General features: G+C 73.4%; 22 protein-coding genes. 10 read left to right on the top strand and 12 right to left on the bottom strand.

Annotated features, from left to right (window positions below):
• Window positions 1-11: 11 nt before the first annotated feature.
• Together AB0G01_RS02495 and AB0G01_RS02490 are read left to right on the top strand one after the other, a co-directional pair.
• Entirely contained in the window at window positions 12-1,199 is a 1,188-nt protein-coding gene (locus AB0G01_RS02495) for a MarP family serine protease (RefSeq protein ID WP_360938849.1), read from the top strand.
• A 25-nt stretch (window positions 1,200-1,224) separates the two neighbouring features.
• The gene (locus tag AB0G01_RS02490; protein ID WP_360938847.1) at window positions 1,225-1,989 is read left to right on the top strand and encodes a methyltransferase domain-containing protein; all 765 of its coding nucleotides are present in this window, start codon (window positions 1,225-1,227) and stop codon (window positions 1,987-1,989) included.
• Here the strand turns inward: AB0G01_RS02490 and AB0G01_RS02485 are convergent.
• The 4 genes from AB0G01_RS02485 to AB0G01_RS02470 form a co-directional block, all read right to left on the bottom strand.
• Window positions 1,952-2,890: an alpha/beta hydrolase gene (locus tag AB0G01_RS02485; protein WP_360938845.1), complete on the bottom strand. Its 939-nt coding sequence runs from the start codon at window positions 2,888-2,890 to the stop codon at window positions 1,952-1,954. The two genes, AB0G01_RS02490 and AB0G01_RS02485, sit on opposite strands and share 38 nt — an antisense overlap.
• Before the next feature lie 8 nt (window positions 2,891-2,898).
• On the bottom strand, window positions 2,899-3,378 hold the full coding sequence (locus tag AB0G01_RS02480; protein WP_360938843.1) for a phage holin family protein: 480 nt from the start codon (window positions 3,376-3,378) through the stop codon (window positions 2,899-2,901).
• A 174-nt stretch (window positions 3,379-3,552) separates the two neighbouring features.
• On the bottom strand, window positions 3,553-5,538 hold the full coding sequence (gene acs / locus AB0G01_RS02475) for an acetate--CoA ligase (RefSeq protein ID WP_360938841.1): 1,986 nt from the start codon (window positions 5,536-5,538) through the stop codon (window positions 3,553-3,555).
• A gap of 214 nt (window positions 5,539-5,752) precedes the next feature.
• A complete protein-coding gene (locus tag AB0G01_RS02470) occupies window positions 5,753-6,322 on the bottom strand; it encodes a GNAT family protein (protein WP_360938839.1) in 570 nt (189 codons plus the stop codon).
• A gap of 92 nt (window positions 6,323-6,414) precedes the next feature.
• Between AB0G01_RS02470 and AB0G01_RS02465 the strand changes: the two genes are divergently transcribed.
• Complete coding sequence (locus AB0G01_RS02465; RefSeq protein ID WP_360938837.1) at window positions 6,415-7,140, top strand: oxidoreductase; 726 nt, start codon at window positions 6,415-6,417, stop codon at window positions 7,138-7,140.
• On the opposite strand, the gene kynU is transcribed toward AB0G01_RS02465, so the two are convergent.
• Window positions 7,137-8,261: a kynureninase gene (gene kynU, locus AB0G01_RS02460; RefSeq protein WP_360938835.1), complete on the bottom strand. Its 1,125-nt coding sequence runs from the start codon at window positions 8,259-8,261 to the stop codon at window positions 7,137-7,139. The genes AB0G01_RS02465 and kynU overlap by 4 nt on opposite strands.
• Window positions 8,258-9,073, bottom strand: a complete 816-nt coding sequence (locus AB0G01_RS02455; RefSeq protein ID WP_360938833.1) for a tryptophan 2,3-dioxygenase family protein — start codon at window positions 9,071-9,073, stop codon at window positions 8,258-8,260. The genes kynU and AB0G01_RS02455 overlap by 4 nt, the downstream gene beginning before the upstream one ends.
• 106 nt (window positions 9,074-9,179) lie before the next feature.
• Here AB0G01_RS02455 and AB0G01_RS02450 point away from each other — a divergent pair, with 106 nt between their 5' ends.
• Window positions 9,180-9,629 (top strand): Lrp/AsnC family transcriptional regulator, encoded by a 450-nt coding sequence (locus AB0G01_RS02450; RefSeq protein ID WP_360938831.1) that lies wholly within the window; start codon window positions 9,180-9,182, stop codon window positions 9,627-9,629.
• Here the strand turns inward: AB0G01_RS02450 and AB0G01_RS02445 are convergent.
• The 4 genes from AB0G01_RS02445 to AB0G01_RS02430 all read right to left on the bottom strand — a co-directional run bounded on the left by AB0G01_RS02445 (window position 9,598) and on the right by AB0G01_RS02430 (window position 13,522).
• A complete protein-coding gene (locus AB0G01_RS02445; protein ID WP_360938829.1) occupies window positions 9,598-10,530 on the bottom strand; it encodes an N-acetylmuramic acid 6-phosphate etherase in 933 nt (310 codons plus the stop codon). The genes AB0G01_RS02450 and AB0G01_RS02445 overlap by 32 nt on opposite strands.
• On the bottom strand, window positions 10,527-11,441 hold the full coding sequence (locus AB0G01_RS02440; protein ID WP_360938827.1) for a MurR/RpiR family transcriptional regulator: 915 nt from the start codon (window positions 11,439-11,441) through the stop codon (window positions 10,527-10,529). Before AB0G01_RS02440 ends, AB0G01_RS02445 begins: the two co-directional genes overlap by 4 nt.
• Before the next feature lie 109 nt (window positions 11,442-11,550).
• Window positions 11,551-13,269: a serine hydrolase gene (locus AB0G01_RS02435; RefSeq protein WP_360938825.1), complete on the bottom strand. Its 1,719-nt coding sequence runs from the start codon at window positions 13,267-13,269 to the stop codon at window positions 11,551-11,553.
• A gap of 61 nt (window positions 13,270-13,330) precedes the next feature.
• Entirely contained in the window at window positions 13,331-13,522 is a 192-nt protein-coding gene (locus tag AB0G01_RS02430; RefSeq protein ID WP_360939848.1) for a hypothetical protein, read from the bottom strand.
• Here AB0G01_RS02430 and AB0G01_RS02425 point away from each other — a divergent pair.
• Window positions 13,500-13,745 carry a hypothetical protein gene (locus AB0G01_RS02425; RefSeq protein ID WP_360939886.1) on the top strand — a complete coding sequence of 82 codons (246 nt, stop codon included), beginning with the start codon at window positions 13,500-13,502 and terminating at the stop codon, window positions 13,743-13,745. The two genes, AB0G01_RS02430 and AB0G01_RS02425, sit on opposite strands and share 23 nt — an antisense overlap.
• 265 nt (window positions 13,746-14,010) lie before the next feature.
• On the opposite strand, the gene AB0G01_RS02420 is transcribed toward AB0G01_RS02425, so the two are convergent.
• Window positions 14,011-15,603, bottom strand: coding sequence for a glycoside hydrolase family 3 N-terminal domain-containing protein (locus AB0G01_RS02420; RefSeq protein ID WP_360939846.1), 1,593 nt, complete (start codon window positions 15,601-15,603; stop codon window positions 14,011-14,013).
• Window positions 15,604-16,297: 694 nt separating this feature from the next.
• Complete coding sequence (locus AB0G01_RS02415) at window positions 16,298-17,110, bottom strand: HAD-IB family hydrolase (RefSeq protein ID WP_360938823.1); 813 nt, start codon at window positions 17,108-17,110, stop codon at window positions 16,298-16,300.
• A gap of 467 nt (window positions 17,111-17,577) precedes the next feature.
• Between AB0G01_RS02415 and ssd the strand changes: the two genes are divergently transcribed.
• Genes ssd through AB0G01_RS02390 form a run of 5 tightly spaced genes read left to right on the top strand, consistent with a single transcriptional unit; the run spans window position 17,578 to window position 21,526 of the window.
• Window positions 17,578-18,681 carry a septum site-determining protein Ssd gene (ssd, locus tag AB0G01_RS02410; protein WP_360938821.1) on the top strand — a complete coding sequence of 368 codons (1,104 nt, stop codon included), beginning with the start codon at window positions 17,578-17,580 and terminating at the stop codon, window positions 18,679-18,681.
• Entirely contained in the window at window positions 18,674-18,808 is a 135-nt protein-coding gene (locus tag AB0G01_RS02405) for a hypothetical protein (protein ID WP_360938819.1), read from the top strand. The genes ssd and AB0G01_RS02405 overlap by 8 nt, the downstream gene beginning before the upstream one ends.
• Window positions 18,805-19,935, top strand: a complete 1,131-nt coding sequence (locus AB0G01_RS02400; protein WP_360938817.1) for a TadA family conjugal transfer-associated ATPase — start codon at window positions 18,805-18,807, stop codon at window positions 19,933-19,935. Before AB0G01_RS02405 ends, AB0G01_RS02400 begins: the two co-directional genes overlap by 4 nt.
• Window positions 19,932-20,693 (top strand): type II secretion system F family protein, encoded by a 762-nt coding sequence (locus AB0G01_RS02395; RefSeq protein ID WP_360938815.1) that lies wholly within the window; start codon window positions 19,932-19,934, stop codon window positions 20,691-20,693. Before AB0G01_RS02400 ends, AB0G01_RS02395 begins: the two co-directional genes overlap by 4 nt.
• On the top strand, window positions 20,690-21,526 hold the full coding sequence (locus tag AB0G01_RS02390) for a type II secretion system F family protein (RefSeq protein ID WP_360938813.1): 837 nt from the start codon (window positions 20,690-20,692) through the stop codon (window positions 21,524-21,526). Before AB0G01_RS02395 ends, AB0G01_RS02390 begins: the two co-directional genes overlap by 4 nt.
• Window position 21,527: the final 1 nt, after the last annotated feature.

The following is a 21,527-nucleotide window of genomic DNA, read 5'->3' as shown; positions in this document are numbered from 1 at the left end:
GGTTGGGCTGCGTGAACTGGGTTGACCTGCTTGTCCTGGCGCTGGCCGCCTTCGCCGCGGTCTCGGGGGCCCGGCAGGGCATGGTCGTCGCGCTGCCCGCGTTCGTCGGGGTGCTGATCGGTCTGGTCCTCGGCACGCAGTTGGCCCCGCTGGTGGTCGCCCAGTTCGAGAACGTCGTCACCAAGGTCGTGTTCGCGGTCGGGATCGTGGTGCTGCTGGTGGCGCTCGGCGAGACGCTGGGCGTGTACGTCGGGCGGACCATCAAGCCCAAGGTCAACTCCACCCCGCTGCGCGGCGTGGACAACGCGCTGGGCGCGATCGTGCAGGGCGCGGTGGTCTTCGTGGTGGCGTGGATGATCGCGCTGCCGCTGACCATGGTGGCCGGCCTGCCGTCGCTGGCCAAGGCGCTGAACCAGTCGGTGATCCTGTCCACGGTGGACGGCGCGATGCCGCAGGCCGCGCGCACGCTGTCCCAGGACCTCCAGAACCTGTTCGACGTGTCGGGCTTCCCGGCGGCGATGGACCCGTTCAACCGGACGCCGCTCAAGGAGGTCGGGCCGCCGGACCCGGCGCTGTCGGCCAACCCGATCGTGCAGCAGTTGCGCCCCAGCGTGCTCAAGGTGCGCGGGCGCGCGCCGTCGTGCTCGCGGGCGCTGGAGGGCACCGGTTTCGTCGTCGCGCCGGAACGGGTGATGACGAACGCGCACGTCGTGGCCGGGACCACCGAGGTCACCGTGGAGGTCGGCCGGGGCCAGTTCGACGCGACCGTCGTGCACTACGACCCGCAGACCGACGTGGCGATCCTGGCCGTGCCGGACCTGGAGGCCGCGCCGCTGGTGTTCCGCACCGACGAGATCGAGCAGGGCGAGGACGGGATCGTGCTCGGCTACCCGCTGGACGGGCCGTACACGGCGTCCGAGGCGCGGGTCCGGGAACGCATCCCGATGCTGCGCGGCCCGGACATCTACGACGCGGCGACCGTGACGCGGGACGTGTACACGGTCCGGGCGAAGGTGCGCAGCGGCAATTCCGGCGGCCCGCTGATCGACCCGCAGGGGCGGGTGATGGGCGTGGTGTTCGGCGCGGCCGTGGACGACCAGGAGACCGGTTTCGTGCTCACCGCGCAGGAGGTGGCGAAAGAGGTGGCCGACGCGCCCGCGCAGGTCCGCCGGGCCTCCACGCAAACCTGCGCCTCCTGATCACCGGATCTCCACAACCCGCTGCTTGGCTGGTGGGGTGGACGCGATCGGGTACTGGGACGCGGTGGCCGGGCACGACACCGCGCGGGCCTACAAGCAACGGCTGCTCAGCGCGTTGGACGTGTGGCGGCGGCACACCGTGGTGGACATCGGCTGCGGTCCGGGGGCGGACCTGGTGGACCTCGCCGCGACCGGCGCGGAGTGGGTGATCGGGATCGACTCCGACCCGGAGGTGGTGGCGGCGGCGCGGGAGCGTGCCGAGGAGTACCCGGCGGTCGACGTGCACCTCGCGGACGCGGCGGCGCTGCCGCTGGCCGACGCGACGGTGGACCGGGCCCGGCTGGACCGGGTGCTGCACCGGGTCGCGTCGCCCGAGGCGGTGTTCGCCGAGCTGCGGCGGGTGCTGCGGCCGGACGGGATCGCGGTGGTGGCGCAGCCGGACTGGGACACCATCGTCGTCGACCCGGGCAGCGTGCGGGTGGGTCGTGCGGTGCGGGACCACCTGTGCGACCACGTCGTGCCGGGCGGGACCGTGGGGCGCGGGGTGGCGCGGCTGGCCGAGCGGGCCGGGTTCGACGTGGAGCTGCACGTGACCGCGCCGGTGCTCCGGGACTTCCGGGCGGCCGACGAGATCCTGGGGCTGCGGCGCACCGCGGAACGGGCCGTGCGCGCGGGCGGGCTCGCGCCGGACTCGGCGAGCCGGTGGCTGCGGGAACTCGGGACGACGCCGTTCCTGGCGACGTTCCTGCTGTTCACCGCTGTGCTGCGGCCCCGCGCAGGAACTCGGTGATCAACCGGCTCGTGGTGTGCGGCGCTTCCTCGTGCGGGAAGTGCCCCACCTCGGGCAGGGACCGGTAGCGGGAGTTCGGGCCGACCCACTGGCCCGAGTCGGCCGCGGTGGAGGACAGCATCACCGGGTCGTCCGCGCCGTGCAGTTGCAGCACCGGCACGGTCAGCCGGCGGTCCACGACCTCGGCGAACCGGCGGCCGTCGCTGCGCAGTTGCGAGCGCACCGCCCAGCGGTGGTACTCCAGCGCGGAGTGGGCCACGCCGGGCACCAGCATCGCCTCCCGGTTGCGCCGGACCACCTCGTCGAACTCGGGCGACACCGTCCACTTCGGACCGGCCCAGGCGGAGATCAGCCGGGTCACCTCCGCGCCGCCGTGCGCGGTCAGCTTGCGCTCGGGGTACAGGGGCACCTGGGAGCGGAACACGTGCGCGCTGGCCCGGCCCTGCCGGCGCGGGTGCCGGCGGATCGCGCGGCGCAGCGCCAGCGGGTGCGGCGCGGAGACCGCGGTGACGGTGTGCACCAGCCGGGGGTGCATGGCGGCGACCGTCCACGCGAGCATCCCGCCCCACGCGTGGCCGACGACGTGCGCCTTGGCCGCGCCGAGCGCCTTGATCAGCCCCGCAACGTCGCCGGCGAGCGTGAAGCCGTCGTAGCCGCGCGGGGGTTTGTCGGAGTCGCCGTAGCCGCGCAGGTCGACCGCCGCCACCCGGAACCCGGCTTCGGCGAGCGCGGGTAGCTGGTGCCGCCACGACCACCAGAACTCCGGGAACCCGTGCAGCAGCACCACCAGCGGGCCGTCGCCGAGCTCGGCGACGTGCAGGCGGATGCCGTTCGCGGACACGTCGCGGTGCGTCCAGGGCCCGGGTATCCGGACCGTCGACGGGTCCGGCGGCAGCCGCACGGCGCTGCTCAGGACTCGTCGCCGCGGTGGGTGAGCGCCGCGACGGTGTCCCTGGCCGACTCGATGGTGCGGACCGGTGCGCGCAGCTTCTTCATCTTGCGGTAGCCGAGGAACCCGAACGCGGCCACGCCGAGCAGCATCACGCCGAAGACGATCAGGAACGACGCCCACCGCGGCAGCCACTCGGCGAGCAGCTCGGCCGCGAAGAAGAAGAAGAAGAACGAGCTGAACAGCAGGATGGTCAGCGCGACGATGAAGTAGACGCTGCCCTTGATCCCCTTCTTCACCTCGCCCGCGATCTCCGACTTGGCGAGCTCGACCTCGGCCCTGACCAACGTCGACAGGTGCGAGGTCGCATCGCGGACCAAGCCGCCGATCGACGTCTCCTCCGCGATCTTGGCCGCGCTCTCCGCGGTCAGCGGGATCGACGGAACAGGGGGCAGGCCGCTGCCGTTGGTGTTCTCCCGAGCGCTGGTCACGCCGCTCATCGTGCCATGCACGGGATCGCGGGGCCGCTCGACCGGCGGATCACGCGTCCTCGTCGGCGCGCCGGGGCCGGTTCGGGGGCCGGCCGGTCGAGCGCCGGGCGGGGGCCGAGCCCCGTGCGGGAGGAACGCGGGAGGGTGCCCGCCGTCGCCCGGCGGACACCCTCCCGGTCGTGCTCAGTCCTCCGCCGACCCCGACTTCAGGCCCTGCGAGATGAGGTCCATCACGGACGAGTCGGCGAGCGTGGTGACGTCGCCGACCTGGCGGTTCTCCGCCACGTCGCGCAGCAGCCGGCGCATGATCTTGCCGGAGCGGGTCTTCGGCAGCTCCTGCACCACCAGGATCTGGCGGGGCTTCGCGATCGGGCCGATCTCCTTGGCCACGTGGTCGCGCAGCGCCTTGATCGCCGTCGCGCCGTCGGAGCCCTCGGCCACCCCGCCGCGCAGGATGACGAACGCCACGATGCCCTGGCCGGTGGTCGCGTCGGACGCGCCGACGACCGCCGCTTCCGCCACGGTCGGGTGCGAGACCAGCGCGGACTCGACCTCGGTGGTGGAGATTCGGTGGCCGGACACGTTCATCACGTCGTCCACCCGGCCGAGCAGCCAGATGTCGCCGTCGGCGTCGTACTTCGCGCCGTCGCCCGCGAAGTAGTAGCCCTGCTCGCCGAACCGGGACCAGTAGGTGTCGCGGTAGCGGGCCTCGTCGCCCCAGATGCCGCGCAGCATCGACGGCCACGGCTGGTCGAGCACCAGGTAGCCGCCACCGCCGGGGCCGACCTCGACGCCCTGGTCGTCGACGACCTTCGCGCCGATGCCGGGCAGCGGGCGCTGCGCCGAACCGGGCTTGGTGGAGGTCGCGCCGGGCAGCGGCGAGATCATGATCGCGCCGGTCTCGGTCTGCCACCAGGTGTCCACGATCGGCGTCTTGCCCGCGCCGACGTTCTCCCGGTACCAGATCCACGCCTCGGGGTTGATCGGCTCGCCGACGCTGCCCAGCACGCGCAGCGAGGACAGGTCGTACTTGGCCGGGATGTCCGCGCCCCACTTCATGAACGTGCGGATCAGCGTGGGCGCGGTGTAGTAGATCGAGACGCCGTACTTCTGCACGATCTCCCAGTGGCGGCCCTCGTGCGGGGTGTTCGGCGTGCCCTCGTAGACGACCTGCGTGACGCGGTTGGACAGCGGGCCGTAGACGATGTAGCTGTGGCCGGTGACCCAGCCGATGTCGGCCGTGCACCAGTACACGTCGGTGTCCGGCTTGAGGTCGAACACGTTGTGGTGCGTGTAGGACGCCTGGGTCAGGAACCCGCCGGACGTGTGCAGGATGCCCTTGGGGTTACCCGTCGTGCCGGACGTGTAGAGGATGAACAGCGGGTGCTCGGAGTCGAACGCCTCCGGCGTGTGCTGGTCGGACTGGCGGTCGACGAGGTCGTGCCACCAGAGGTCGCGGCCCTCGGTCCACTCGACCTCGGAGTCCGTGCGCTTGACGACGAGCACGTGCTCGATGCTCGGGGTCTTGGCCACGGCCTCGTCCACGGCGGGCTTGAGCGCCGCCGGGTTGCCGCGCCGGTACTGGCCGTCGGTGGTGATGACCAGCTTGGCCTGCGAGTCCTCGATGCGGGTGCGCAGCGCCTCGGCGGAGAAGCCGCCGAACACGACGCTGTGCAGCGCGCCGAGCCGGGCGCAGGCGAGCATGGAGAAGATCGCCTCGGGCACCATCGGCATGTAGATCGCGACCCGGTCCTCCGCGCCGACGCCCAGTTCGACCAGGGCGTTCGCCGTCTTGGAGACCTCGCGCTGGAGCTCGGCGTAGGTGATGGCGCGGCTGTCGCCGGGCTCGCCCTCCCAGTGGATGGCGACCTGGTCGCCGTGGCCGGACTCGACGTGCCGGTCCACGCAGTTGTAGGCGACGTTGAGCCTGCCGCCGACGAACCACTTCGCGAACGGGGCGTTCGACCAGTCCAGGACCTGCGTCCACCTGGTGTCCCAGGCCAGCCGCTCGGCCTGCTCCGCCCAGAACGCGTCGCGGTCGGCCGCCGCCTCGTCGTAGAGCGCCGGGGTGGCGTTGGCCTGGGCGGCGAACTCCGCGCTCGGCGGGAACGTCCGGTTCTCGGTGAGCAGGTTGTCCAGGGCCGGTCCCTGGGCTTGCGGCTGGGTCATGGTGCGAGGACCTCCTGAATCCGTGGGGGTGCGCACCGACGGTAGTGCGATCCGGCTCACTGCGCACCCAAAAGGTACAGACCAATTTGTCGCATGGTCGAACCCGCGGGCAACTCCGCGGGTACCTGTGTAACCCGGCGCGGCCCCGCCTGGCCATGGTGATCCCGCTGGGTGGCACAACCCCTGCGACCAGCGGCGCGATTCGTGAGCAGGGTCACGACCCGAGGCGGGCTTTGGCGGCCGGCCACTCGGTCGCGGTCATCGAGAACACGACCGTGTCGCGGAGGGTGCCGTCGGGTCGGATGCGGTGCGCCCGCAACACGCCCTCGCGGGTCGCGCCGAGCCGTTCGATCGCTCGCTGTGACCGTTCGTTGAGGCTGTCGGTGTGCCAGCCGACGCGGTGCGCGCCCAGTTCCTCGAACGCCCTGGTGAGCAGCAGCAGCTTCGCGTCGCGGTTCAGCGCGGTGCGCTGCCAGCGCGCGCCGATCCACGTGTAGCCGATGTGGAGCCCCCGGTGCACGGGGTCGATGCCGTAGTACGACGTCGTGCCGGCGACCTCGCCGGTGACCGGGTCGACCTGCGCCCACGCCCGGCGGTCCGGGTCGGCGAGGACCTTCTCCACCATGGTCCGGGCCTCGGTGGCGGTCCGGGGCTGCCGCAGGCTCAACCACGTCCAGATGGCCGGGTCCTCGCCCGCATCGAGCAGCCCTTCGGCGTGGTCGACGGTCAGCGGTTCCAGGCGCACGTGCTCGCCGACGAGGGTGGGGCGGTCGTACCAGGTCATGTCCCCGACCCTAAGCGCCCCAGTGGCTACTTGTCACGGCCATTGCCGACGAGTTCCAGGATGCCACTTACCGGCGGGTAGTGTGCTCCGGCGTGACCGATCCGCTTGCCCCGCTGCTGGACCTGCCCGGTGTGGCCGCTGCCGTCCGGTCCGCCCGCGACGCCGTGTTCCAGGTGCACCGGCACCGGGTGAACCTGCGCGGGTGGGCGACCACGGCGGCCGAGGCGTCGGTGCGCGCCGCGCGCGCCTCGGCGGCCCTCGACGGCGGACCCACCGCGATCCCCGAGGACGGCACGGTGTCCGACCCCGTGCTGGCCGGGTCGCTGCGGGTGGCCGAGGCGCTGGGCGTGGTCCTGCCGACGTGGCAGCGCGCGCCGTTGCAGGCGCTGGCCCGGCTGCACGTGCTCGCGGGCGCGGACCTGGGCGTGGAACGCGGCCGGCCGAGGGTCGCGCCCGGCATCGCCGAGCGGCTGGACCTGCTGGCCGGGCTGGTGACCGGCGGGACGTCCGCGCCCGGACCGCTGGTGGTGGCCGTCGTGCACGGCGAGCTGATGACCCTCGCGCCCTTCGCCACCGCGAACGGCGTGGTGGCGCGGGCGGCGTCCCGGCTGGCGTCCATCGCGACCGGCCTGGACCCCAAGTCGCTCGGCGTGCCCGAGGTGGCGTGCCTGCGCCGGCAGCACGACTACGCCGCCGCGCTGCACGGCTTCTCCACCGGCGAGCCGGAGGGCGTGGGGAAGTGGGTGCTGTTCTGGTGCGAGGCGCTGGAGGCCGGTGCCCGCGAGGCGCGGAGCATCGCGGACGCCGCCTCCGCCTAGAGCAGCTCCTTCAAGGTCGCGGCGGCCCGCTCGGCGTCCTCGAACGAGTTGTAGAGCGGCGCGAAGCCGAACCTCAGCACGTCCGGCGGGCGGTGGTCGCCGATCACGTTCCGCTCGACCAACCGCCGCATCAGCGACTGCGCGTCGCGGTGCCGCAGCGAGACCTGGTGGCCGCGCCACTCGTCGGCGGGCGTGATCACCCCGACCCCCGGCAGGTCCTCGACCAGCTCGCGGAAGTGCGCGGTCAGCGCCAGGCCCTTCGCCCGGACCTCCCGCAGGTCCACCTGGTCCCAGACGTCCAGCGCGGCGTCCAGGGTCAGCATCGACACGATGTCCGGCGTGCCCGCCCGCGCCCGCGAGATGCCGGGGTCGGGTGCGTAGTCGGGGGTCATCGCGAACGGGGTGCGGTGGCCGGTCCAACCGGTCAGCGGCTGGTGGAAGCCCGCCTGCGCGGCGGTCGGGACGTAGATGAACGCGGGCGAGCCGGGGCCGCCGTTGAGGAACTTGTACGTGCAGCCGACCGCCAGGTCCACCTCCAGCCGGTCCAGCTCGATCGGCAGCACGCCGGCGCTGTGGCACAGGTCCCAGACGACCTTCGCGCCCGCCTCGTGCGCCCGCCGGGTCAGCGCCGCCATGTCCAGCAGGCGTCCGGTGCGGTAGTCGACGTGGTTCAGCAGCACCACGGCGGTCCGGTCGTCGACGGTCAGGTGCTCCGGGTCGACCGGGCGCAGGGTCAGGCCGGTGAGCTCGGCCACCGACCGCGCGATGTAGCCGTCGGTGGGGAACGTGCCGGCGTCCACCACGATCTCCGACCGGTCCGTGCGGCGGACCGCCGCTATCAGCGCCTTGAACAGGTTCACGCTGGTCGAGTCGGCCACCACGACCTGGCCCGGAGCCGCGCCGACCAACTTGCCGATCCGGTCGCCGACCCGCTCCGGTGCCTCCCACCAGCCCTCCGACCAGCTCCGGATCAGCCGCCGGCCCCACTGGTTCGCGATGACGTCCTGCACCCTGGCGGCCACGTTCTTCGGCGGCGCGCCCAGCGAGTTGCCGTCCAGGTAGACGACCTCGTCGTCCAGGTCGAACAGGGCGCGGACGTGCGCCAGCGGGTCCCGGTTCACACGTGGCTCCGCGCGGTCCACAGCTCCGGGAAGATCGCCCGGCGGGTGCGCTTCTCCAGCCACGCCACGCCCGCCGACCCGCCGGTGCCGACCTTCGAGCCCATCGAACGCCGGGTCGCCAGCAGGTGGTCGTAGCGCCAGCGGGCGAACTCCTCGGCGAGGTCGGTCAACGCCTCGCCGAGCTCCAGCAGGTCGCGGGAGCCCTCGCGGTAGATGTCGGCCCACACGCGCTCGACGCCCGCGTCCGGCTCGTAAGGCGCGCTGAGGTCCCTCTCCAGGACGTCCTCGGGGATCGGCAGGCCGTGGCGGTGCAGCGCGGCCAGCACGTCGTCGTAGAGGCTCGGCTCGTTGAGCAGGGCCTCCAGGGCGTCGTGCTGGGCGGGCACGGCGCGGTGCGGCACCAGCATGGAGCGGGACTTCTCGCCGAGCAGGAACTCCACCTCGCGGTAGCGGCCGGACTGGAAGCCCGAGCCCTCGCCCAGCGCGTCCCGGAACGAGTTGAACTCGGTCGGGGTCATCCGGGCGATCGGCCGCCACGCCGCGTTCAGGCCCTGCATGTGCAGGTCGCTGCGCTTGAGCGTGCGGACGGCGGCCCGCAGGTCGTCTTCCCGGAGCTCCTTCTGGGCCTGCCGCCACTCGAAGCAGAGCAGACCGAAGTAGAGCTCCATGATCTGCGTGATCACCAGGAACGACATCTCACGCGGGTCCTTGGACCACTGCTGCTGCAACGAGTGCAGCACGGAAGCGTGCACGTAGTCCTCGTAGGGCGTCGTGCCGCCGAAGTCCAGCTTGGGTGCGACCGGGCATTCCATGACTTCATCATGGCTGCCCTTTCTGATGATCTGAATGGGTGTCGCAGCCGGTTTCCGCCGGAACCTCTCATGGATGAAAACAAATTCCCCGGATAGCTTTGGGTTCATGAACATCGAGCTGGACCGGGTCGACTGGGCCCTGCTGGAGGCGTTGCAGGAGGACGCGAGGCTGTCCTACAACGAACTCGCGCGGCGGGTGCACGTGTCGCCGCCGACCGTGGCGCAGCGCGTGCGCCGCCTGGAGAACGCGGGGGTGATCACCGGCTACCGGGCGACCGTCGACCCCACGGCGGTGGGCCGGTCCGTGGTGGCCCTGGTGCGGATGAAGTGCTACGGGCCCCGGTGCATCACGGTGCACCCGGAACTGCTCGACGACTGCCCGGAGGTGGTCGAGGTGGTGCGGCTGACCGGCGACATCTGCTCGGTCGTCAAGATCGTGACCAGCTCGATCGTCGAACTGGAGCGGCTGCTGGTGCGGTTGGGCGGTTACGGCGAGACGTCCTCGGCGATGGTGCTGTCGACGCCTATCCCGTGGCGTCCGGTGACAGCAGGCTGAGCGCGTGCCGGACGTGTCCGCCGGCCGCCTCCAGCGCCTCGGCGGCCCGCGCGGTGGGCACGTCGGCCAGCAGGTGCACCAGCGCCACCTTCAGGTCGCCGTTCGCGTCCACCAGCGCCGAGGTGCACTCGTCCTCGCCCAGGCCGGTCGCCTCGCGCAGGATGCGGACCGTGCGACCGCGCAGCTTCGCGTTCGTGGCGCGCATGGACACCATCAGGTTCGAGTACGTGCGACCCAGCCGGACCATCACGGCCGTCGAGAACGAGGTGAGCACCAGCTTCTGCGAGGTGCCCGCCTTCATCCGGGTGGAACCCGCGATCGCCTCCGGGCCGGTGTCCACCGCGATCAGCACGTCCACGTCGACCGGGGGCGCGATCGGGTTGTTCGAGACCAGCACCGTGTGCGCGCCCATCGTGCGGGCCTCCTCCAGCGCGGCCACCACGAACGGCGTGCGGCCGGACGCGGTCAGGCCCAGCACGAGATCGCCGGCCACCGCGTGCCTGCGGATCTGCGCGGCCCCGCCCGCGGCCTCGTCCTCGACGTCCTCCACCGCCTTGACCAGCGCTTCCACCCCTCCCGCGTGGTGGGCGACGAACCAGTCCGGCGGGGCGTTGAAGGTCGGCACCAGCTCGGCGGCGTCCAGCGTGGCCAGCCTGCCGGACGTGCCCGCGCCGACGTAGTGCACCCGGTGACCCGCGCGCAGCGCGCCCACCGCCAGGTCGGCCGCCCGCGCGAGCTCCGGCAGCACGGCGGCCACCGCGTCGGGCACCCGGCTGTCCTCGGTGTTGATCAACCGCAGCACGTCCAGCGTGGACAGCCGGTCGATGTCCTCGGTCCGGGGGTTGCGGGCCTCCGTCGGCGAGTCCACCCGGATGGCGACATCGGGCCGGTGCGGCGTCATTTACCGGTCTCCCGGCGACGCCTGCCGTCCGGCCGGGCACCCAGGCGGTGGCCCGAGACGGCGTCGTAGGTCGCTTCGAGCGCGGACTTGGCGGTGTCCACGTGCTTCTGGGCGACGCCGATGAACAGGCAGTCGACCACCGTGAGCTGCGCGATCCGGCTGGACATCGCACCGGAGCGGAACGTCGTCTCGCGGGCCGCCGTGGTCAGCACGTGGTCGGCGACCTCGCTGATCGGCGAGCGCGGGAAGTTCGTCAGCGCCACCGTGGCCGCGCCGTGCTCCCGGGCCACCCGGAGGGCCTCGACGGTCTCCGAGGTCGAGCCGGTGTGCGAGATGCCGACCGCCACGTCGTCCCCGGTCAGCACGGCGGCCGACGTGAGCGCGATGTGGGTGTCGTTCCAGGCGAAGCACGTCCGCCCGATCCGGTGCAGCTTCTGCTGGAGGTCGAACGCGACGAACGCGCTCGCACCGAACCCGTAGACGTCCACCCGGCGCGCGCCCGCGACCAGTTCCACCACCTGCTGGAGGGTCTCCACGTCGAGCTGCTCGGCGGTCTCCTCGACCGCGCGGGCGTCCGCGAACGCCACCTTGCCCACCACCTGGCGCAGGTCGTCGCCGGGGCCGATGTCGCCGCCCAGGTCCCGGTCGGTGCGGGCGGCGGTGCGCGCGGTGTCGGCGGCCAGCGCGATGCGCAGTTCCGGGTACCCGCCGACGCCGATGGCCTTGCAGAACCGGGTCACCGTCGTCTCGCTGGTGCCGGCGGCCTCGGCGACCTCGGTGATGCTGCGGTGGGCGACCGTCGCCGGGCTGTCCAGCACGACCTTGGCGACGCGCTGCTCCGCGCGGGCGAGACCGGGCAGCAGGGACCGGATCTTGACGAGGGGACTGGCATCGGTGCTCTCGGAGGACACGTGGGAAACTTACTAACCGTTAACCCCAAAATCAACGCACCGTGGCCGGAACTCACCCCGCCCGCCGCCGATTCCCACCCGGTGGCGTGGCCTGTTCGGGCCGGAGCCCCTAACGGTCGGTCGCACGCCACCCGTCGGCGCGCAACGCCGCCGGATCGCGCTCCGAATCGACCAGCACCCCGTGCCGGTCCGTCACCCGCACGCCGTCGACGTGCACGCCGCGCCCGCCGTGGCCGTCACCCCGCACGAAGCGCCAGCGGAAGGCGGTCGCCGACCCGGTGACGAGCTCCACGTGCTCCCAGCGGCGGGCACCGTAGCCGGTCAACGTCGTCAGGTCGCGCCACGACGTGCCGTCGCCGGCCTGGACCACCACCCGGTCGCCCGGGTCGAGGTCGACGAACACGTCGAATTCCAGCTCCTGCCGCGCCGACCGGACCGGCACGGCGGTCGTGGTGAGCGTGCCGAGGTGGGTCGTCGCGGCCCAGGCCGTGCGCCCGTGCCGGGGCCGGACCGCGAGCGCTCGCGCCAACCCGTCGGCCACCGCCCGGCGCGCGGGGTTGACCGTGCCCCAGTCGCGGCTCGGGTGGACCCGGTTGGTCAGCAGGATCGCGATCGAGCCCGACAGCGGGTCGAGCACCAGCGAGGTGCCGGTGTAGCCGGTGTGACCGGCGGCCCTCGGGGACGTGAGCGCGCCCGCGTACCAGCGCTGGTCGAGCTCGAAGCCCAGCCCGTGCGCGTGGCCGGGGAATTGCTGGTTGAAGTCGGTGAGCATCAGCTCGACGGTGCGCGGGCGCAGGACGCGGTGGTGCCGGTAGCCGCCGCCGTTGAGGATCGCCTGGCCCAGCACGGCCAGGTCGGCGGCGGTGGAGAACACCCCGGCGTGCCCGGCGACCCCGCCCAGCGACCAGGCGTTCTCGTCGTGGACCTGGCCCCGGACCATGCCCCGGTGGGGCTGGAACTCCGTCGCCGCGATCCGATGGAGCTTCGCGGCCGGCGGGTTGTAGCCGGTGTCGCGCAGGCCGAGGGGCTCGGTGATCTCCTCGCGGACGAGCACGTCGAGCGGCTTGCCGGTGAGGCGGTGGACGAGCACGCCGAGCGTGATCAGGTTCAGGTCGGAGTAGGTGTAGGCCGAGCCCGGCGGGTTCTCCGGGGCCACGTCCAGCACGGCCTTGAGGCGGGCCGGGACGTCGGGGTAGCCGGACCACAGCGGCAGCCACGGTTCGAGGCCCGAGGTGTGGGTGAGGAGCCGGCGGACGGTGATGGCGGACTTGCCGTTGACGCCGAACTCCGGCAGGTACCGGGCGACCGGGGCGTCGAGGTCGAGCTCGCCGAGCTCCTGGCGGCGCATCACCACGATCGAGGTGAAGAGCTTGGAGATCGAGGCGAGGTCGAAGATCGTGTCGGCCGCCACCGGCACCCGCCGGCCTTCGGGCAGCTCGGTGCCGGCGGCGTCGGCGTAGCGGACCGCCCAGCCGACGGGCTCGTGCGTGGTGACGACACCGCCGTGGGCGAGCAGCATGACGGCCCCGGCGAACAGCGGGTGGCCGGACGCGTCGGGCGCGGTGTGGCGGCGCACCTGGTCGAGCGCGGCGTCGATCGGTCCCGGGTCGAGGCCCGCGCCCTCCGGCGTGCCCGGTCGCAGCACGTCGTCCGCCCAGCCACGACGAACCACGTCGAACCGCCCCCGCCGCCCGTCGTCCGGACTCCCGCCCTCCACCTCGTGGCCCGCCCCCTCTCCTGCCTCGCCCGTTCCGGGCCCGGGTGCGGCCTGGGCCGGCGCGCCCGTGGCCAGGATCGCGAGCAGGGCGGTGATCAGCAGGGTGCGCACGATCGCTCCTCCACCGGCGGTGCAGGTGGGCGTGGTGCAAGGCGCGACCGCGCGGTCACGATCATGGCCACGGCGAACTCGGCGAACGCCGGTGTAAAGCGGGCCTCGCGGAACCGCACCCCGGCAGGTCCACTGCGTTCAGGTCCACTGCGTTTAGATCCACTGCGTTCAGGTCCTCCGTCCGCCGCCAGTCGATCCCGGATGCGCACCCCGCCTCGAACGGTCGGGTGGTGCCCCGCCCCTCGGAGAGCACCGCCCCCTCGAACAAGCACGTACCGGGGTGGACCAGCGCCGTGCCCTGGGTGGGTGTGTTCGGGCTCGGCGACACCCACGGCAGACCCGTGTCCAGATCACCGCGCCGCCGGCCCCGCACGACGAACTCGGCACCAGTCGCGGCGGCGGCCCGCATCGCCCCGTCCACGCTGTACGCGTCGTCCGCGTCGTCCACCGGGACATCCGTGCGCGGGCCGGAGTAGTCGCCCTCGGACCCGCCGGCTCGCGCAGTGCCGTGGAATCCGCGCTCCGGCCCCGACGCGACCTTCGGTGCACGCCCGGCGACCACCGAGTCGACCCCGTGCGTCCGGTCGCGCAAGGCCCCCGTCGAATGGATGACCACGCCGACCGACCGCCCCACGAGCAACCGCCACCCGTCTATCGTGACCCGCGCCTGTCTGAGCGTGACCGCCCGTGTCGCGCGGACCGTCGCACCGGTCGGCAGCCGTCGACGCGGAACCCCGGCGGTCACCACGTCACCCCGTGCCCGATCGGGTACGGCGTCGGGCCGGGCACGTCGACCGGCAGCCGCCCGCTCGGCCGCACCTCGCCGGTGATCACCTTCGCCACCGCCGCCATCGACCCCGGCCGGTGGGAGTAGCAGGCCAGCCAGTTGGGCGCGGCGGTGTGCGCCACGTCGTACGGGTTGCCCACGGCCACCGCGACCACCGGTTTGCCCACCGCCAGCAGCCTGGTCAGCAACGCCTGCTGCGCGGGTTCCCCGGACAGCGCGTTGGTCAGCACGACCACCAGGTCGGCGCTCGCCGCCGCCCGCACGGCCTGCGCGATCCGGGGCTCGCTGGGCGTGCTGCCGGTCGGCAGGGCGGTGCCGCCGAGCAGCCCGGCCAGGGTGCGGGTCGTCCCGTCGTCCCACCCCGTCACCAGGGCGGACGTGGTCTTGAGCGGCAGCGCCTCGTTGCGGACCACGGTGACCGTGCGGTCGGTGATCGCTTGCGCGGCGGCGAGGTGCTGTGGCGTGCCGACGCTCCCGGCCACCCGGCTCTCGTCCACCAGCGGGTCGCTCAGCACCCCGCGCAGGAACTTCATCCGCAGCACCCGCAGCGCGCTCTGGTCGATCCGCCGCTCGGTCAGCTCGCCGCCGCGCACCGCCGCCACCACGCTGTCGATGGCCAGGCCCAGGTCCACCGGCATCAGCAACTGGTCGACGCCGGCTTTCAGCGCCAGCACCGGGATCTCCGCGTCCGGGTGCAACTGGCGGACGCCCGCCATCCCGAGCGAATCGGTGATCACCACGCCGTCGTAGCCGAGGTCGTGGCGCAGCAGGTCGATCGCGGGCTTGGAGAGCGTCGCGGGTTCACCGGACGGGTCGATCCGCGGCAACCGGATGTGCGCGGTCATGATCGAGTCGACCCCCGCGCCGATCGCCGCCTCGAACGGCGGGGCGTCGATCGCGCGCCACTCCTCGACGGTCCGGTCGACGCGCGGCAGGGTGCTGTGGCTGTCCTCGGCGGTGTCGCCGTGGCCGGGGAAGTGCTTGGCGGTGGCCGAAACGCCGTGCGGGGACAGGTACCGCTGCTGGTAGCCGCGCACCTGGGCGGCGGTGAGCTCGGCCGCCAGCGCCGGGTCGCCGGAGTAGGAGCGGACGCCGATCACCGGGTTGTCCGGGTTGGAGTTGACGTCCGCGTCCGGCGCGAAGTCCTGGTTGACCCCCATCGCGCGCAGCTCGCGCGCGGTGATCGCGGCGGCCCGCTCGGCGTCCTGCGCGCGGCGGCCCGCGCCGAGCGCCATGTTGCCGGGGAACTGGGTGGCGGGCGCGCCGATCCGCGTCACCAGGCCCATCTCCTGGTCGGTGGCCACGGTCAGCGGGACGCGGCTCGCGCGTTGCAGGCCGTTGGACAGGCGCGCGATCTGCTCGGGGGTGTCGATGTTGTCGCGGGTGGGGTTGTCGAAGTAGACGACGCCGCCGGGCTGGTACTCGGCGACGACCTCGGCGGGGGTGCCCACGCCGAAGTCGCGCAGGTTGTCGGGGTGGACCTCGTCCGGGGCCTGCCCGTGCACGTAGGTCACGAAGAGCTGCGCGACCTTCTGCTCCAGGGACATGGCCTCGACCACCTCGGCGACCGACGGCGGTGCGGCGGCCGGTTCCGGCGCGGCGGCGGCCGACGGCACCACGAAGGACGCCGCGACCGCGACTGCGGCGACGAGCGGTCGGAGCACGGTGTCCCCCTCGCTTGGCAATCTTCCCACCACTTATCGGACCTATTCGGCAAGTTACCCACGTCACAGGGACGGGTCAACGGGTTGCGCTGCGTGAGAATTGTGCGGACGAGCACCGACAATTCCCGGCCCGGCAGGGTCACTCGATCGGGCGATTCCGCCGAATGTGCCCCGAAAGTGGGCAAAAAACAGGCCGTGCCCCCCATCCCTGGGGGGCACGGCCGACAGCGCGGGCTTTCGAGTTACCAAGCGTGCAACTCGTGTCGTATCAACCTGGCCTCGGCGTCCGGCGTCCCGATTACGCAGGCCCTTGACGACAAGCCTCCCGCGGCGTGCTGCGCGTGGGTGCTCGAAGTCCGCGCACGGAGCTCTGTCGGGGTGGACGGGGCTTCTCCTCCGCTCCGTCCCTGGCCAACCGGAGGTCCGCAATTCCTTTGTAGTGCGTCTCCGGCCCTCCGGCAAGGGCTCGATGGGGTGCACCGGTCAAGCGACCGTCCGTAGCGGATCTTCTTGTGTGACACCGTTTCCGACGTCGGCGCGGGCGCGGGTACCGCCGACCGGGGTCCCGGCGGGTGAATCAGCTCCGACGCCGGCGACGCAAGCCGTACCAGGCGACACCGGCGGCGGTCGCCGCGCCCAACCCGATCGCGGTCACCGCCACCGTCGTGCCCGACGGGCGCGGGATGCGGGCCCGGAGCGAAACCGGGTCGGAGAACGTGAGCACCGGCCACCCGCGCAGCGCCGCGACCTTGCGCAGCGCGCGGTCGGGGTTGACCGCGGTCGGGTGCCCGACCGCCTCCAGCAGCGGGAGGTCGGAGATGGAGTCGGAGTAGGCGAAGCACCGGGTCAGGTCGTAGTCGTGCTCGTCGGCGAGCTGCTTGGCCGCTGCCGCCTTGTTCTCCCCGGCGCAGTAGAAGCCGACGTCCCCCGAGTAGCGGCCGTCGCTGACGACCATCCGGGTGCCGACGCTGCGCGTCGCGCCCACCATCTCGGAGATCGGGGCGACGAGTTCCTCGCCGGAAGCGGAGATGACGACCACGTCGTGGCCGTCCGCCTTGTGGTCGATGATGAGCTGGGTGGCTTCCTTGTAGACCAAGGGATCCACGATGTCGTGCAGCGTCTCGTCGACGATCGAGCGGACCTGCTCGACGTCCCAGCCCTCGCAAAGGGCGGTGATGTGCGAGCGCATCCGGTCCATCTGGTCGGCATCCGCACCGGCCAGCATGAACACGAACTGCGCGTAGGCGCTCTTGAGCACCGCACGCCGGTTGATCAGGCCTTCTTGGAAGAAGGGCCGGCTGAACGCCAACGTGCTCGACTTGGCGATGACCGTCTTGTCCAAGTCGAAGAACGCGGCGACTCTGCTGCCTTCGGTGGCGTGCTCGGTCACCGCTCCAGCTTAAGGGCCGGTCGGAGCAGTGGGTTGACCACGCTAATTCGTCGGTTTACGAACTCACAGTGATGCGGTCTACCGAATTTTCCGTGTCCCTCTAACGGAAGACACGCATGACCCTGGGCTGTGGGGATACAGTAGACGGGTCCGGCTCGACCGGACAGGTTCAGTCCGACCCCCCGGGACTGAACCAATGACGACCCCCGTCCCTCCCCCCTGGCGGGGGTCGTCCCATGTCCGGGGTCGGTTTCGACCCCCTCTCCGCAGAACCCCCGCCCGGTTCCGGGCCGGTCGCGCGCGGTTCCAGCTCCCTCGCCCCCGCCACAGGGGATTCCGCCGATTCGCGGCTTGGAGTTGTCCACAGCCCGAAAAGCTGTCCACAGTTCGATCACCGGCAGTTGTGGCCTTCCTCACCGCTCGGGAACGTGGGGCAACACCCGACGTGAACGACCCGAGGAGGAACCGTGGATCGACTGCTGACCCTGGTCGCGGACCCGACGCTGCTGGACGAGGTGCTCCAGGCCGCGGCGGTCGCGGGCTGCGAGGTGGAGCGGGTGCCGGACGTGGCCGCGCTGCGCGGCCTGTGGCGCGCCGCGCCGGCCGTGGTGCTCGACGCCGAGGCCCTGGCCGGGTGCGCCGGCACCGCGCTGCCCCGGCGGCCGGGGGTGTTCGTGGTGTCCACCGGTCCACCCGAGCGGACCGTGTGGCCACCGGCCCTGGAACTGGGCGTGGAGCAGGTGATCGACGTCCGGGCCGGTCGCGCGCGGCTCCAGGAGGCCCTGTCGGACCTGGTGGAGTCGCCACCGGGGGACGGCCGGGTGCTGTCCGTGCTGGGCGGGTGCGGGGGCGCGGGCGCGTCCGTGCTGGCGACGGCCGTGGGGCAGGCCGTGCTGTCCGGTGGCGGGCGGGGCCTGCTGGTGGACTGCGACCCGTTGGGCGGCGGGCTCGACCTGGCGCTCGGCGCGGAGCGGGAGGCCGGCAAGCGCTGGCCGGACCTGAGCCTGAGCGGCGGGCGGGTGCCGGTCGCGGAACTGCGGTCCGCCCTGCCCAGCCGCACCAGGGGCAGCGGGCGGCTGGCGTTCCTGTCCTGCGCGCGGAACGGGCCCGACCCGACGCCGCAGGCCGTGGCGGCGGTGGTCGACGCGGGGCGGCGGGCCGGGGAGACGGTGATCTGCGACGTGCCCCGGCAGCTCTCACCCGCCGCCGGGGCCGCCCTGGAGCGGTCGGACCTGGCGGTCCTGGTGGTGCCGGCCCGGCTGCGGGCGTGCGCGGCGGCCCGGCGGGTGGTGGAGCAGGTCGCCGGGAGGGGCGTCGCGTTGCACGCCGTCGTCCGGGGGCCGTCGCCGACCGGCATCCACGCCCGCCAGGTGGCGAAGGCGATCGGGCTGCCCCTGCTCACCGCCATGCGGCCGGAGCGCCGGCTGGCCGCAGCGCTCGACCAGGGCCGGTTCCCGGCCCACCGGCAGGGCCCGCTCGCCGCCGCCGCGCGTGAGGTGCTGACGGTGTTGCGGGCGCAGAAGCCGTTGTCCCGCAGGACTTTCGCTCCGGCGGAGGTGGGTCGTGGCTGAGGGTCGCCGGTGGCAGGTGCTCCGGCGGTGCGGTGCGGCCGTCCGCCGGCTGGTCGAGAACGTTCGCCCGGCCCGGGAGGTCGCCGGCCGGGAGGAGCGCCGGCGGGGCGTCGGAGGTCGGCCGTGATCGAACTCGTGGAGCGCGTCCGGCGGCGGTTGGCGGACGGCGGTGCCGAGCTCACCTCCGCGTCGGTGGCCGCCGCCGTGCGCAACGAGGCCGGCGGCGTGGTCAGCCAGGAGGACGTGCGGCGGGCGCTGACCGTGCTGCGGCAGGAGTTCGTGGGCGCGGGCGTGCTGGAACCGCTGCTGCGCGACCCGGAGCACACCGACGTCCTGGTCACCGGGCCGGACCAGGTGTGGGTCGACGGCCCGGCCGGGCTCCGGCGCACCGACGTGGTGTTCGCCGGGGAGGCGGCGGTGCGGCGGCTGGCGCAACGGCTCGCGGTCGAGGCGGGGCGGCGGCTGGACGACGCGGTGCCCTACGTCGACGGGTGGCTGCCGGGCTCGGTGCGGCTGCACGCCGTGCTGCCGCCGATCACCCCGTCGACCTGCCTGTCGCTGCGCATCCTGCGTCCCGCCGTGCACGACCTGGCGGCGCTGGAGCGGCGCGGGACGTTCTCCCGGGAGACCGGCGAGGTGCTGCGCGCCGTCGTCCGGGCCAGGTCGGCGTTCCTGGTCGTCGGCGGCACCGGCTCGGGCAAGACGACCCTGCTCGCCGCCCTGCTCGGCTGCGTGCCGCACGACCAGCGCGTGGTGTGCGTCGAGGACGCCGGCGAGCTGCACCCCGACCACCCGCAGTTCGTGCGGCTGCTGGCGCGGGGCGCGAACGTCGAGGGAGCGGGGCGGGTCACACTGCGCGACCTGGTCCGCCAGGCGCTGCGGATGCGCCCGGACCGGATCGTCGTCGGCGAGGTGCGGGGTGCCGAGGTGGTCGACCTGCTGACCGCGTTCAACACCGGGCACGACGGGGGCGCGGGGACGTTGCACGCCAACTCGCCCGCCGAGGTGCCCGCGCGGCTGGAAGCGCTCGCGGCGCTGGGCGGGCTGGACCGGCGGGCGCTGCACAGCCAGGTGGCGGCGGCGGTGAAGGTGGTGCTGCACATGCGCCGGGACCCGGGCGGTGGGCGGCACCTCGCGGAGATCGGGGTGTTCGAGCGGCGGCCGGACGCGTTGCTGGTCCGGTCGGCGTGGCAGCGCGACGAGGGTTGGCGGCCGGCGGGTGCGGAGCTGCGACGCCTGGCGGGTGCGTCGTGAGCCTGCTGCTGCTGGCCGGTGCCCTGCTGGTCGTCCCGGTGTCGGTGGTGGGGCGGCTGAAGGCGTTGCGGGGCAGGCGACCTTCCGGCCTCCGCTGGAAACCGCCCGACCGGGTGACCGCCGTCGTGGTGGGTGCGGCGCTCGGGCTGGTCGGCGGCATCGGTGGGGCGCTGGCCGGTGCCCTGATCGGCTGGACTTCGTGGCGGGTGCGGCGCGCCCGCCGCGTCGAGCGCTCCCGACTGCGCGCCTCGGCGGCGGTCGCCGAGGGGTTGGCGGGGTTCGTCGCCGAGCTGCGTTCCGGGGCGCACCCGGCACAGGCCGCCGCCAACGCCGCCGAGGACGCGGAACCTCCGGCGGGCCGCGTGTTTCGGGCGATCGCGTCGGCGGCGGCGCGCGGCGGTGACGTGGAGGCCGCCCTGACCGATCCCGACGCGCGTCCGCTGGCCAGGGCGTGGCGGTTGTCGGGCGAGCACGGCGTGCCGTTGGCGGACGTGCTGGAGGAGGTGCGGCGGGACCTGCGGCGGCGGATCGGCTTCGCCCACCGCTTCCACGCGCGGATGGCCGGGCCGAGGTCGAGCGCGGCGGTGCTGGCGGCGTTGCCGGTGTTCGGGGTGTTGCTGGGCGAACTGACCGGCTCGGGCCCGGTGGAGGTGCTGACGTCCACCGTCGCGGGGCAGGTGCTGCTGGTGGTGGGTGCCGCGCTGATCTGCGTCGGCCTGGCCTGGAGCGCGCGGCTGACGAGGCAGGTGGTCACGTGATCCTGTTCCTGCTGGCGGCGGCCCTGGCGGTCCTCCCACCCCGCCGCTCGCTGCTCGCCCGCCTGACCACCGAACCGCCGGCCGGCTCTCCGTCGACCGGACCCCAACCGATCGAACCCAAGCCGGCCGGACCCCAGCCGGCCGGAGGTCAGCCGGCCGGACCCCGGCCGGCCGGAGGCCAGCGGATCGGGCAGTGGGCCGCCCGCCTGGCGGTGCGCACACGGCCGATGGTCGGCCGACTGGTCGTCGAGCTGGCGGCGCGCACGCGGTCGGGGGTCGGGCGGGGTGGGCTGCCGGGTGGTGAGCGGAGTGGTGGTGCGCGGTCGGGCTCGGGTACGGCGCGGTCGGGGTTTGTGGCGAAACGCGTGCCACGGGCCAAGTCGCCGCCGTCGGATCCGTTCGCCCTGGCGGCGACGTGGGACCTGCTGGCAGCGGCGTTGCGCGCTGGTCTGCCGGTCGCGACGGCCGTGCGCGCGGTGGTGGCGGGCGCGCCGGCGGGGCCGGGGTCGTGCCTGCGGAAGGTCGGCGACCTGCTGGCGTTGGGCGCTGATCCGGCGACGGCGTGGACCGCCGCGCTGGACCACCCCGACACCGCTCCGCTGGCGCGTGCGGCACGGCGCAGTGCGAGGTCCGGTGCGGCGCTGGCCGGTGCGGTAACGGACCTGGCGGCCGAGTTGCGGGCGCGGGCCGACGACCAGGCCGAAGCCCGCGCCCAGCGGGCGGCGGTGCTGGTGGCCGGGCCGTTGGCGCTGTGCTTCCTGCCCGCGTTCCTGTGCCTGGGTGTCCTGCCGGTCGTGGTCGGGCTGGCCGGTCGGGTGAGTGCGAACTGGTGAT

Origin of the sequence: Actinosynnema sp. NPDC023587 (genome assembly GCF_040640215.1) — a bacterium.
Taxonomy (GTDB): Bacteria; Actinomycetota; Actinomycetes; order Mycobacteriales; family Pseudonocardiaceae; genus Actinosynnema.
Note: the sequence above shows the minus strand (reverse complement) of the source record. Positions and strands in the feature narration are given on the sequence as shown.

Bases quoted from the DNA above. Each gene is read 5' to 3' on its own strand.
- AB0G01_RS02420 (WP_360939846.1), bottom strand. From the start codon at position 15,603: ATGTCCCTGGAGCAGAAGGTCGCGCAGCTCTTCGTGACCTACGTGCAC.
- AB0G01_RS02455 (WP_360938833.1), bottom strand. From the start codon at position 9,073: ATGGAATGCCCGGTCGCACCCAAGCTGGACTTCGGCGGCACGACGCCC.
- AB0G01_RS02445 (WP_360938829.1), bottom strand. From the start codon at position 10,530: ATGACGCCGCACCGGCCCGATGTCGCCATCCGGGTGGACTCGCCGACG.
- acs (WP_360938841.1), bottom strand. From the start codon at position 5,538: ATGACCCAGCCGCAAGCCCAGGGACCGGCCCTGGACAACCTGCTCACC.
- AB0G01_RS02450 (WP_360938831.1), top strand. From the start codon at position 9,180: ATGAACATCGAGCTGGACCGGGTCGACTGGGCCCTGCTGGAGGCGTTG.
- AB0G01_RS02480 (WP_360938843.1), bottom strand. From the start codon at position 3,378: ATGAGCGGCGTGACCAGCGCTCGGGAGAACACCAACGGCAGCGGCCTG.
- AB0G01_RS02470 (WP_360938839.1), bottom strand. From the start codon at position 6,322: ATGACCTGGTACGACCGCCCCACCCTCGTCGGCGAGCACGTGCGCCTG.